11 protein-coding genes are annotated in these 13626 nt (G+C 41.5%); 2 read left to right on the top strand and 9 right to left on the bottom strand.

Features of this window, described 5'->3' with window-relative positions; all coding sequences use genetic code 11:
* Positions 1-12: 12 nt before the first annotated feature.
* Positions 13-423: a (deoxy)nucleoside triphosphate pyrophosphohydrolase gene (locus ABID56_RS04470; protein ID WP_354219416.1), complete on the bottom strand. Its 411-nt coding sequence runs from the start codon at positions 421-423 to the stop codon at positions 13-15.
* A 147-nt stretch (positions 424-570) separates the two neighbouring features.
* Between ABID56_RS04470 and ABID56_RS04475 the strand changes: the two genes are divergently transcribed.
* Positions 571-2487, top strand: a complete 1917-nt coding sequence (locus ABID56_RS04475; protein ID WP_354219417.1) for a 3'-5' exonuclease — start codon at positions 571-573, stop codon at positions 2485-2487.
* A gap of 35 nt (positions 2488-2522) precedes the next feature.
* On the opposite strand, the gene ABID56_RS04480 is transcribed toward ABID56_RS04475, so the two are convergent.
* The 8 genes from ABID56_RS04480 to ABID56_RS04515 all read right to left on the bottom strand — a co-directional run bounded on the left by ABID56_RS04480 (position 2523) and on the right by ABID56_RS04515 (position 12304).
* Complete coding sequence (locus ABID56_RS04480) at positions 2523-3143, bottom strand: metal-dependent hydrolase (RefSeq protein WP_354219418.1); 621 nt, start codon at positions 3141-3143, stop codon at positions 2523-2525.
* Between the two features lie 140 nt (positions 3144-3283).
* Entirely contained in the window at positions 3284-4807 is a 1524-nt protein-coding gene (gene putP / locus ABID56_RS04485; protein WP_354219419.1) for a sodium/proline symporter PutP, read from the bottom strand.
* Positions 4808-5337: 530 nt separating this feature from the next.
* The gene (locus ABID56_RS04490) at positions 5338-6741 is read right to left on the bottom strand and encodes an SLC13 family permease (RefSeq protein WP_354219420.1); all 1404 of its coding nucleotides are present in this window, start codon (positions 6739-6741) and stop codon (positions 5338-5340) included.
* Positions 6742-6753: 12 nt separating this feature from the next.
* Positions 6754-8247 (bottom strand): tripartite tricarboxylate transporter permease, encoded by a 1494-nt coding sequence (locus ABID56_RS04495; RefSeq protein ID WP_354219421.1) that lies wholly within the window; start codon positions 8245-8247, stop codon positions 6754-6756.
* Between the two features lie 12 nt (positions 8248-8259).
* Positions 8260-8718, bottom strand: coding sequence for a tripartite tricarboxylate transporter TctB family protein (locus ABID56_RS04500; RefSeq protein WP_354219422.1), 459 nt, complete (start codon positions 8716-8718; stop codon positions 8260-8262).
* Between the two features lie 76 nt (positions 8719-8794).
* Entirely contained in the window at positions 8795-9859 is a 1065-nt protein-coding gene (locus ABID56_RS04505) for a tripartite tricarboxylate transporter substrate binding protein (RefSeq protein ID WP_354219423.1), read from the bottom strand.
* Between the two features lie 172 nt (positions 9860-10031).
* The gene (locus ABID56_RS04510) at positions 10032-10712 is read right to left on the bottom strand and encodes a response regulator (RefSeq protein ID WP_354219424.1); all 681 of its coding nucleotides are present in this window, start codon (positions 10710-10712) and stop codon (positions 10032-10034) included.
* Between the two features lie 2 nt (positions 10713-10714).
* Complete coding sequence (locus ABID56_RS04515; RefSeq protein ID WP_354219425.1) at positions 10715-12304, bottom strand: ATP-binding protein; 1590 nt, start codon at positions 12302-12304, stop codon at positions 10715-10717.
* A 230-nt stretch (positions 12305-12534) separates the two neighbouring features.
* Between ABID56_RS04515 and ABID56_RS04520 the strand changes: the two genes are divergently transcribed.
* Positions 12535-13626, top strand: coding sequence for a carbohydrate kinase (locus ABID56_RS04520; protein ID WP_354219426.1), 1092 nt, complete (start codon positions 12535-12537; stop codon positions 13624-13626).

Below are 13626 nucleotides of genomic sequence, written 5' to 3' on the forward strand. Positions count from 1 at the left end.
ATAATAACCTCCCTATGACTCGTTATTTACTGAAAAATCTCCTTCGATTTGTTTAATAGCTGGTATATCAGCTGGAGCCCAATCTAACTGTGACAATTCACTCGGTAATAGCCATTTTATTTTTTCATGCTCCGTTAAAACAGGATCTCCGTCTATTAATTTGCAGTAATAAGTCGTTAAATGAATCACTCCAAAATCGTACTCATAAACTGTATGTTCTATTTGATCACCAATGCTAATCTGACACTGAAACTCTTCATCAATCTCGCGCTTAAGTGCATCATGAGGTGTTTCATCTACTTCCACTTTGCCACCAGGAAATTCCCATTTATAATCAAGGGTCGATTTATTTCCTCTTTGAGCACAAAGTATTTTGCCATCTTTTATAATAACTGCACCCACAACGAAAATATCTTTTTTCATACGCAACCTCCGAATCACAAAATGTTTCCTTTCATTGTAACAAAATATAAATATTAAAAATAAAATATCATTTAAAACCTCGTCATGTAACCCCAAACCCCAAAATATGTTAAACTACCCCTAACAAACAATACGAAGGTGACGGCTATGGCGCATACGGTACCGGAAACGATTCGGACGTCCGCAACGTCGGGTGAGCGAATTTTGTTTCGTACGTTAAAGGATTATTTACCAGAGGATTATATTGTGTATTATGAGCCTGAAATTCATGGAAGACGGCCGGATTTTGTCGTTATCGGGCCTGATTTAGGTGTGGTCGTGCTTGAGGTGAAGGATTGGACGCTCAATACGATTGTGAAGGCGAATAAGGATGAGTGGTTGATTTTCGGGCGCAATCAGCAACAGGCGATGGAAAAGAATCCGTATAAAAAAGCGGAAGAATTCACGTTTCATTTAATGAATCACCTCAAAAAAGACAACCATTTACTACAAACGGAAGGGAAGAATCAGCATAACTTGAAGTTCCCGTGTGGTTATGGGGCTGTCTTTTCGCGTCTTTATACCGAACAAATGTCACGTGAGCAATTGTACAGCGTGATCGATCCGCAGTTTTGTTTTGCGCGGGATGAAATTGATCCAGACCATAGTCACTTTTCCGAAACCGTGTTAATCGAAAAATTAATGAACATGTTCAAAGTGAATTTCCGGTTGCGTGAGCCGTTGCCACAAGCTGATATCGATGCGATTCGTCATAAGCTGTTTCCAGAAGTCCGTATTAGTGGCGAGTTTAAACAACCGGCGCCGCATCAAGATCAAATTTTGCTGTCGATGCACAACTTAAAAACGATGGATATTCACCAGGAAAATTATGCGAAAAACTTAGGGGATAAAAATCGTCTCATTCGTGGCGTTGCAGGTAGCGGGAAGACTTTAATCTTAGCGACGCGAGCAGCGATTTTAGCGAGGGAAAATCCTGATTGGAACATTCTCATTCTCTGTTATAACATTTCGCTTGCGAATTATTTACAACAACAAATCGACGTGAAAGTGAATGAATTGGAAAGCGAAGGCGATCAAGGGTCACTGTTTGATGATGAAAGCGGTGATAAACAATCGTTCGGCACTATTGAAGTCTATAATTTTCATTCATTTTTATATAACAAATTTAAAGCAAAAGACGAACAAATCCCAAATCTCGTCGAATCACTCAAATCTAATAATCAATTAGCGGCACAGTACGATGCGATTTTAATCGACGAAGGGCAAGATTTTGAACAAGAATGGCTTACGCTCGTTAGTCATTTGCTTAATCCAGCGACTCAATCACTGTTACTCGTTGAAGATCGGGCGCAAAATATTTATAAACGGAAGCGCAGTTACGTCGAGGATACGGGGCTTAGTTTCCAAGGTCGGTCAAAAATTTTATCGATTAACTACCGTAATACGCAGCAAATCGTCCGGTTTGCTTGGGATTTTTACCGGCATAATTCGGAATTACAACACAAAGTTGCCGAGCACGAATTCGAAGGGGAGATCATTGCGCCGAAAACGACGCCGCGCAAAGGGCCTGAGCCGTATATTTATAAAGCGAACCGGTTCGTGGACGAAATGACGCACGTCTCACAAGTCATTCATAAACTAAACCGCGAACACCACGTCCCGTTTGATGAAATGGTGATTTTGTATCGGGTGAAAAAGATGTCGCGCGAAAACTATATCGGTACGATCCAGCACCAATTGAAAGCTCATGACATCCCGCATTATTGGATTAGCGAAAACCCGTCGAGCAAACGCCAATACGAGAAAAACGATGGCCAGGTCAAAATTAGCACGATCGAATCGAGTAAAGGGCTCGATTTTCAAGCCGTCTTTATCGTGAATATTGACCAGATGCCGTTTATTTATGAAGACGACACGCAACGTGAAGCCGCTTTACTTTATATCGCGATGACGCGGGCGCATAAGTATTTATGCCTGTCGTATTCGGGAGAGTCCGCTTTTACGCAGTATTTAGATGAGGTGAAAAACCAACAAACCAACACGCAAAATGAACAATCGAGTTAAGCCGGGACTTGTTCTCTCGTAGGCAAGTTCCGGTTTTAATTTAATGGCATCACAGAACTCGCCAACATCCAAACAGACAGGCCTACCAACCCGATGACCACGACTTGTTCAACCAGCGACCCTGTTTTAAATGAGACGACAAACTTAAACCGCTTCTGACTGATCGGGTATAACAATGGCACGCCTTGCTTCGTTAAGAAGTCCCCAAATATATGCGACACGACGCCTATTAAAAAGCCATATTGCAACGTTTCCGATATATTAATCGAGGTCTGTAGCATCGTTAATACCACGCCCACCATAACGACAAAAACTAACGAGTGCGTCCACGTTCGGTGTGACGTTAACATAAGTAAAATGAGTCCCATTCCGATTAATAAAAAGCTCGTGCTCTGCTCTGTCAAAACGCTTAATATCTCAGGACGCCAGACAGATCCTATAATGATTAAAGCGACGACTCCAGCGAAAATCGGATACGCGTAACGCCCCATTTTAGAGTGTTTTGAATCAATATCCGGCAATAATGCGCCAATTAAGACCACAGCTAAAAATAATAATGTTTCCGGTAAGCTATTTAATGATAGGGGTAACCAGCTTTGAAACGTCACCGCAGCCACGCCCCAAGCTAGCCCCATCGCTTGGTGTCCTTGTGCCATCATGATGCCTCGATCCTTTCTTGTTGTGAGTGACGATTATCATCATACCAACCTTGCCACCTCTCGTACCATCCACCTTTAGACACAAAAAAATCGACGAACACCCCTTACGATAAGGTGTCCGCCGATCGATATCCTATTTATGAATTAATCACGTCTTGCACTTGGTCAAACTCATCCTGCACCTCTTGTTCAGGTTCTTTGCCGTTCACACTGACTAAGACAGCGGCGACGGTTGCAAATAAGAAACCTGGCACTAACGAATACAGTCCGTCAAACGGATCAATGTAATCCCATGTTAACACGGTGACAGCGCCGACAATGATACCTGCTAAGGCACCGTTTCGCGTTAAACGTTTCCAGAACAAACTAAGAACAACAACCGGACCGAATGAGGCCCCGAAACCGGCCCAAGCGTTAGCCACGAGATCGAGTACACGGCTTTCATCGTCACTTGCGATAATCAAGGCAATTAACGCAATCATGATAACCGAAATACGCGCGACCCAGATCAACTCATTATTAGAGGCATTTTTGCGGAAGAAGCCTTTGTAAAAGTCCTCAGCCACAGCGGATGATGACACAAGTAGCTGCGAGTCAACGGTACTCATAATTGCTGCTAAAATCGCTGCCAGCAAGACCCCTGCGACAACTGGGTGCGTCAACAATTGCGACATCGCAATAAAGACCGCTTCTTCATTCGCTAACATAAGCGCCCCATTTTCTACCGATGCGCTTATCCCTCGCTCAGCCAACTCTGACTGCACCGACTCCGTTCCGAGATAGGCAAACCCAGCCAGACCGACGAAAATCGCACCAAATAGGGAGAAAACCATCCATCCCATGCCGATAAAACGAGCCGTCGGAACATCCTTATGCGACCGAATCGCCATAAAACGGACTAAAATATGTGGCTGACCGAAATAGCCAAGCCCCCACGCAAGCGAGGAAATAATCGCTAATGTACCAACGCCTTCAACCATTTGTAAGTGACTGCCCTCTGATAATTCGCCAACCGTTTGAATCGTTTCACTCCAGCCACCTAATTCAGAGATTGCCACAAACGGCAATACAATTAACGCTAAAAACATAATGATACCTTGAATAAAGTCCGTCCAACTTACCGCAATAAACCCACCTAAGAAGGTATATGCGATAATAACAGCGCCACCAATTAGTAACGCAACCATATAATCATATCCGAATGTATTACTAAATAAGACCGCACCGCCAACTAATCCTGACGCGACATAAACAGTGAAAAAGATCAATATAACCGCAGCTGATGCACTCCGAAGCAAACGCGAATGGTCACGGAAGCGATTTTCCAAAAAATCCGGCATCGTTATTGAGTTATTGGAGACTTCTGTGTAAATACGCAATCTCTTCGCAATAAATTGCCAGTTTAAATACGCCCCGATTGATAAACCAACCGCAATCCAAGCGCCACCAAGACCGCTTAAATAAATCGTCCCTGGCAACCCGAGAATGAGCCAACTACTCATGTCCGATGCGCCAGCACTTAACGCCGCAACACCTGGGCCTAATTTGCGCCCACCTAAAAAGTAATCCGATAGATTATTCGTTAAACGATAACCAATAATCCCAAGCACTAACATCCCAACGAGATAAACAATAAACGTCAATAATGTCGCTGTATCCATTATGATCTGTCACGCCCTTTCATCCATGATATGAACGACAGAACAACAACCAACAACATCGGCACGAATAACCAAAAATACGTTCCGAGCGAAATACCGTACTCTTCCATCCAAATCTCCCCCTTGTTTAAATTTGAACTCATGCGTCATAATACTATCATACCAAGCCCCAAGGCATTCACGCTAATACAAACTTATGACGAGCATGTTCATGTTATGTTATATATTCGACATCCCGACACAATTCCCTTCTAAAATCGAAAAAATACCTAATCTCCCGAAACTGAGAGAATCTTTCCTAAAACTGAAAGAATCATCCGCAAAAGTGCTGGAATCTATCTCAAAAGTGCTGGAATCTCCCTCAAAACTGCAGGAATCCCTCGCAAAAGTGAGCGAATCTTCCTCAAAAGTGCTGGAATCTCCCTCAAAATTGCAGGAATCCTAGCAACCTTAACAAATAAAATGTAGCGTTTTATATTTTAGATGTTTCCATAAAAAAAGAACCTCTCCAAACTAGAGAGGCTCTCCTACTACCAATATAAAAACGCTGCGATAATGGCGACAACACTTGTAACACTGGTCGAAATCATCGCGACTACCCATTGCTCACCTTTCGAAAACACACCCGCTAAACTCGCGTAGTACGTTGTTGGTGCATGGATTGGAATTAAAATCATTCCTCCAACGACCATCATCGTCAGGAAAGCAAGCGCTACATGACTGACGTTCACGAAATCTGCGTACGACATCACAATCGGGAAAATGACGACAATAGCAGACGAGCCATTCGTAAACATCATCCGTAATAAAACGATGAATATCACGATCAAGCCAACCATCAGCACACTATTTAGATCACTAGGGACGAGCTGTAACAAGCCTTGTGCAATGACATCAGCTGTCCCGTTATCAGCCATTATAAACCCTAACGAAAATGAAGCGCCCAACAGTAAAAACGTTTCCCAATCAAACTGGCGAATCAACTGATTATCGACTAAGCCAATACTAGGTAAAGCCAAAAAGACGATCATCGCCATAGGTGGTAAGATAATTGGAACAGCTTCGGGATCTGTCACAATCCATGCTGAAACCATAGCCACAAAAGCTAACACCACGATCCTAAACTGGGGGTGTCGATTATACTTATCATCAGTTTGATTAATTGATCTATAATTAGTATCAGTCATTTCATAAGGAGCATTTGTTTTAGCCTTTAAATATAACCAGACGGCAATCGAAGACAGCACTGCCATCACCAACAACGGCGGCGCCATGATTCCAATCCATTCTAACCACTGAACGTTTACCACACCATACTCCACCATGAGTTGATAAGCAATGACGGAAAAACCGCCTCCAGTGAAAACGATAAACGTTCCCTTTTGATTTAAAAAGCTAATCACAAACAAACCAAATTTATGAAACAAACTATCATGCCCTAACCCATTTAGTTCGTTCATTTTGGTAATTAACGGGGCTAAAATTTTATACCGTGCAACTGCAGATGGTAAAAAGATCGGCAGCAAAATCATCAGTATAGGCAAACTGATGATAATTCGCCCAAGATGACCACCACTAAATCGTTGGAACCAACTCGCGATCGTTTGGTCTAATCCAACCGTGACGAGTACCTGGCTAATTAGTGATAAAAGCACAATAAAATAAAGACCAGACGTCAAGAAACCTTGAAACGCCTGATCTGGTTCATCAACAACACCCAGTGCAATCATGAGCGCTAGCACAAAGATACTGGAAGCACCTTGGGGCATGGTGGATAAAGTCCATAAATAAATCGCAATCACTAAAACCAATAATGTGTATTGTTGATTCGATGCAAGTGGTTCTAGAACGGTTAGTTTTGCAAAAACAAACCCACCGATCATCACCGCCCAAATCAACAATACAGCACGATTTGATTTTAAAATGTTTAACATATTAACGACCTTCTATGCTTGTTTTTTCTTTTGACGCATCGATTGAATAATCGGGAATGCGAATGAAAGCACTGATAGAATAATTAGCGCTAATGAAATATTGTTCGTAAAGAAGACAGATAGATTACCTTGCGAACTCGTCATCGCCTGTCTAAAGGATTGCTCCATCATGCCACCTAGAATAAACGCTAGAATAAATGGTGGCGCTGGGAATGCAAACATACGCATCAAGAAACCAAGCACACCAAAACCAAGTAATAAATAAAGGTCAAATGTACTGAAACTAATTGAATAAACACCGATTAGACTGAACATCATGACCAGTGAAATAAGGAGCGGTCGAGGCGTTGTTAATACTCGAGCAATGTACGGAATAAGTGGTAAGTTTAAGACTAATAAGAACACATTACCAATGTACATACTCGCAATGACACCCCAGAATACATCAGGGTGATCACCCATTAACATAGGTCCAGGTTGAATCCCTAGCACTAAGAAAGCCCCTAGCATAACAGCCGTCGTACCTGACCCTGGAATACCTAAACTTAATAATGGAACGAAGGCACCACTTGTCGCGGCATTATTTGCGGTCTCTGGACCAGCTAAACCTTTGATATAGCCTTTACCAAATTTCTCAGGATTTTTAGAAATCCGCTTCTCCGAAATATATCCGATAAAAGACGCGATTGTCGCCCCGGCACCTGGTAGAATCCCTAAAATAAATCCTAGAATCGATTGGCGACCAGCAGGACCACTAATATCTTTCATATCTTGTTTGGTTAATTTTAAACTGCCTAATTCCTTCGCACTAGCGAAAGAACCTTTGAAACGATTAATTACGAGATAACCCACCTCAGAAATCGCGAATAAACCGAGTGCAATGACTAAGAAATCGATGCCATCTAATAAGTGTGGAGCACCAAAGTCAAAACGAGCCGTACCTGTCTGTGGGTCAATTCCAATCGTTGCGACCATAAAACCAACGACAGCAGAAATCATCGCTTTTAACGTCGACCCTTCTGACAAACTAGCAATAGCGGTTAATCCGAGTAACATTAATGAAAAATAGGCTGGCGGACCAAACGAGACAGCCACACTCGAAAGCATTGGAGCGAAAGCCATTAATAGAACAACACTGATTGTACCACCAATAAATGATGAAATCGCTGCAATCGCGAGTGCTTTACCTGCTTGACCGTTTTGCGCCATCGGATAACCATCAAATGACGAGGCTACTGTTCCTGAAATACCTGGTGCATTTAATAATATAGATGAAGTTGATCCACCGAAGACAGCACCATAGTAAACACCAGCCATCATAACGAGGGCTAATGCAGGGTCCATTCCATATGTAATGGGTATCATAATGGCAATCGCCGTAATTGGACCTAAACCGGGCAACATTCCGATAAATGTCCCGACGAAAACCCCGAGCAATACAAACATAATTCCTTCTAAACTAATGGCTACTTGAAAGCCAGTTAAGATTCCTTCTAAACTACCCATGCTTCCCCTCCTTTACAATGGTAATATGCCTTGCGGTAGATTAATATTGAGTAAAAAGACGAAAATACTATAAATAAATATAGGAAAACTAATCGACACAATCGCATTCACGACATGTTGACGGTATCCTAAAAAGAGTGAACAGAAAAAGACGAATAGACTCGTCATCACAATAAAGCCAATCACTTCAAGTAGCATGATATAAATTAAAGTGATCCCAAAAACACCGGCCATAGCTTTAACATCTTTTTTTGCGACATAACGCTTGGCTTTCTGCTCTTCTGAGTCCTGATCTTTTGAAAAGAATAAGACGACTGATAAAACTAATAACAACCAACCCAAAGCTTTCGGAACCACATCAGCATCAATTGGAATATAGTCATATGTTGGTAACTGATAACTCAACAATAAATAACCTGTAGCCAACAACGCTAAAATCAGGCCGATTATTCTGTTAACGTTTCGGGTCATCAATGACACCTCCTCTGGCATAGATCAAAAAATAATCAGAAGCCAACGGAATATCCGTTGACTTCCAAACCATTCATTATTCCTCTAACATTCCTAGATCACTTAAAATATCTTTAAATACTTCATTTTCTTCTTCTAGGAACGTCTGATACTCTTCACTATCCATATACATTTCATCCCAAGCGTAGTTTTCGCGAATATCAGCAAAGGCTTCTGAATCGCTCATTTCTTTTAACTTGTTTTCATAGTAAGTAACTTGAGCTTCTGTCATATCTGGTGGGCCAAAGAAACCTCTCCAGTTAACGAATGTTTCGTCAATACCTTGTTCTTTTGCTGTTGGAATTTCTCCTAAAGTTTCGCCGTCTAAGCGCTCCTCAGATGTAACAGCTAATGGTTTCACGTCACCTGAACGGATCTGCTCTGTCACATCACCAATTCCTGTTGAAAATACATCAGCACTGCCGTTCATGACTTGCGTGACACCACCTGCATCTGGGTCAGATACATAACTGATGTTTGACACGTCAACACCTGCTGCACGTGCGAAACGAATGAATTGAATATGGTCCATACTACCAGGAGCAGATGTACCAACAACTGTAATGTCAGATGCATTTCCATCTTTCATGTCTTGGAATAACTCATCTAATGTATCCCATTTAGCATCTGGAGCTGCCACAAATGCACCGTAGTCTGCAATCACGTTTGCGATCGGTGTAAAGTCTTCATAAGTATGTTCTGATTGACCGTTTAAAGGTACTAATAGTAATGGTGAAGATGATACGAAAATGTTATGTGGGTTATTCTGGTTTGCGATATAAGACCAACCAACAGCACCACCTGCACCTGGTTTGTTTACAACACCCATGTCTTGTTCAATAATGCCTTCTTCTGTAAGCGTTTGCGCGGTCATACGAGCTGTCGTATCCCAGCCACCGCCTGCTCCAGCTGGTGCCACAATTTCAATTGAGCTTTCTGGTGTCCAACTGCTTTCTGAACTTGATTCTCCATTGTCACCACTGTTCTCTGATGACCCGTCGTTGCTTCCGTTTCCTTCGGTTGATTCACTATCTCCCCCACCGCATGCTGCTAAAACAACGAGCATAAGCGCAAATAGTGAACCTGCAAGAACCTTCCTCATAAATAAACCTCCTAAAATGTTTAATGAATTGTCATAATTTCTTGAGTGATTTCTATGATAATTCAAACAATTAAATATGTAACCGTTTTCAAAATAAGTGACATTAGATTCATTTTTAGTATTTTGTTCATTTTGTTCACGGTTTCGTAAAAAAAGAGCCGAGGTTTAATCCTCAGCTCTTGTAGTAGCGTCGCTCTGGCCGACCAACAATTCCATATTCTAATTCTGCTTGGCATTCATTTTCTGAAATCAAATATTCTAAGTATCGTCTTGCTGTCGTTCGAGATGCACCCATTTGTTCGCCCATTTCTTCTGCTGTGATCCCAACTTCTTTTTGCAAAATGTCTTGAACCTTCTTAAGTGTTAATGGATCAATGCCTTTCGGTGTATTTTCTGGCAAGGACTCATTTTTTCCGCCTTTTTGTCGACCGAAATAGTCATCTAAGAAACGTTGGTCAACCTCTTCTCGTTCGTCTAATGTAGCCCGAAACTGTTTAAAAGATTCAACCGCTTCAACAAATCGTTCAATCGTGACCGGCTTAATAATATAATCAAAGACACCATTCTGTAAGGCTTGTTCGACGATGTCACGATCAGTTCCTGCACTAATCATGATGATGCCAATATGAGGGTGAATGGTTTTTATTTCAGCTATGATCTCTGTCCCCAAACGATCAGGCATGTAAATATCCAACAATATTAGGTCCACATCATGATGGTTCAATTTCATTAATGTGTCTTCTGCTGTCAACGCCTTGAAGGCAACCTCACAATCAGGCACTTTCTCTAAGAACCCCTCATGAATAGAAGCGACACGGTAATCATCTTCTGTAATGGCTATTTTTAACGTCACATTCAACACCTGCTTTCTTTCGGAATATAAACAGTGAAGACTGTTCCTTGACTGATTTGACTCGACAACTCAATTGATCCACCTAGTTCATTAACCACTTCATCGACAACCGATAATCCATAACCCCGATCAAAATCATAACCTTTCGTGGAATACCCTTTATCGAAAATCGTCTGTTGATCTTCCGTTGAAATACCTAGTCCATTATCACTCACTTCAAAAATCACATCTCGACCGTAATCCATTACGGAAAAAGTCACCTGAGCATCTTCTTGATTTTGGACTGCTTCAAAGGCATTATCGATTAAATTACCTAGGATCGTCACAAGCTTTGACGTACTTACTCGCGCTGGTAACGGAGCACACGCGCTTGCAGCATCAATAGTTAAGTTTACTTTTTGTTCTGATGCTTTGCCTAATTTTCCGAGTAAAATGGCTTGTATAGCTTGATCTTCAATGCTAGAAAATAACGTTTTCGTTTGCTGGTGATGCTGTTTCGACTCTTCTTGAATCATGTTAATGGCTTCATCGTAATGACCTAGTTGAAGTAAACCCGATAACACATGCAATTTATTCGTGTACTCATGTGTTTGAGCTCTCAGATCCTCCGAATACCGCTTCACTTCTGACAACGTATTAATCATACCCTGTAATTCTGTTCGATCACGGAAACTCGCAACAGCGCCTACGACTTCACCATCTTCTAAAATTGGCATGCGATTTACAATATAGACTCGGTCCTTTAACATCATCTCATCGTCATACATTGCTTCGCCCTGATGAAGCACATCTAGCATTTTTGTATTGGGTAGAATATCATTGATATGTTGATATTTCATGTCTTCATTTAGATCTAACATTTCGCGCGCTGAATGGTTCATAATCGTAATATAGCCATCGCCATCTATTGCGATGATGCCTTCTTTCACCGAACGTAATACGGCTTTTCGTTCGCGGTAGAAACTCACAATCTCATGCGGTTCCAGTCCTAAAATATCATCACGAATGCTCCTAGTTAAGGCGATACTTCCTACTATACCAACAGCTAGAATAATAGCTGCAATGATAAAGACGATTTGCAGTCGATCGAAAATCGCACTTCGTATATCCTCAATCATAAACCCAACAGATACAAGGCCAATCACCTCATTTTGCTCGTTAAAAATCGGCGCTTTCCCGCGTAACGAAGGCCCGAGTGAACCAACTGCTTCTGAGGTATAATACTCTTCATCAATTAATGCTTGATCATTATCGCCACCAACCATGCGTTTTCCAATTCGCTCTTCAATTGGATGAGAATAACGAATACTATTTTCGTTTCCAACGACGATAAATTCTGCCCCGACTTGTTCACGAATGCTCTCAGCTATTGGTTGAATCGTCTCAGATGGGTTCTCATCATCAAAGGCTTCAATGATTTCTGGTGTTAAGGAGATAGAAGTCGCAACATCAAGCGCTCGCTGCCCCATTTGTTCTTTTGTCTGATTCCATTCTATGTATGAGTAAACGCCTGTAATAAAGACTGTCACAATTAATAGCAGCGAAATAACGGACGTTAATATTTTTGTTCGGAGTGATACTTTTTTCAACATAGAGCTTAGCTCCCTTAATTATAATCACATTCAGTTTATCCTTAAAATTAAGATGCGACAATAGGAAACTCGTTAACTCGTTTTTTGATGGACTAATAAATAGATTGACTCAAACTCTATTAACTGATAAAAGTTTAAAACATAAATATTTTTCACTTTACAAACAAATGTTTATATTTTAAACTTTTGTTATAGATAGTGAAACGCTTTCATTTTAAGGAGGTGAGTCCGTGGATAAAGAGGAACAGATTCTACAAATTATACGATTCAATCCATATATTACCCAACAGGAACTTGCTGATCAGATTGGGCTATCACGTCCAGCTGTCGCCAATTATATTAAGCGGCTGATCGAAGCCGGGCGCATTAAAGGGCGTGCATACGTCCTTAATGATGAACAAACGATTGCTTGTGTTGGGGGTGCTAATGTTGACCGTAAAGCCCACGCCTTACAAGCAGTACGGCTACAGTCATCAAACCCTGTAAAAACCGAGGAATCATTAGGTGGCGTCGCTCGTAATGTTGCCGAAAACTTAGCCCGCTTAAATCTAAGACCTGGCTTGACCACTGTTGTCGGACAGGACAAAGAAGGCGAATGGTTGCGTGATGCATCTTTTAAACTGGGTATTGATACGCAAATGATGATGACCTTATCTCAAGAGCGAACAGGAACATACAGTGCTTTCCTTGATCCTAGTGGTGAACTCGTTGTCTCAATGGCTGACATGGCAATTTACGATGCATTAACAAAACAGCTCATTCAACAAAAATGGTCTCATATAAAGCAAGCTAATGCGATTTTTCTTGATACGAATATTGCTGCTGATGCCTTACAAGAAGTCATTGAACAATCAGCTAAACAGCAATTAACGGTTTTTGTTGACCCAGTATCATCGATTAAGGCTGAAAAACTACCCAAAGATCTGATAGGCGTACACACAATCTTGCCTAATCAAGAGGAAGCTGAAACCTTATCAGGTGTCACAATTGATCAAGAACAAGATTACGCCGTAGCTTGCCAGAAGTTGCTCGACCAAGGTGTCCAACAGGTTGTCTTAACCTTAGGCGCTAAAGGTATTTATTACTATAACCAAGAGGAATCAGGTTTTATCGAAGCATTACCCGTAGATGTTAAGGATGTTACAGGGGCTGGTGACGCCTTTACTTCAGGTGTAATTTACGGAGAAACCCAACAAATGTCACTCAGTGAATCTTGTCGTTTTGGACTTGGTTGCGCGACTGTCACCTTAGAGTCAGAACAGTCTTGTGCAGAAGATTTATCCGTCGAAACGGTCTATAACAAATTGAAGGAGTTGAATTAA

Origin of the sequence: Alkalibacillus flavidus (assembly GCF_040545925.1) — a bacterium.
In the GTDB taxonomy this organism is placed as follows: Bacteria; Bacillota; Bacilli; order Bacillales; family Alkalibacillaceae; genus Alkalibacillus; species Alkalibacillus flavidus.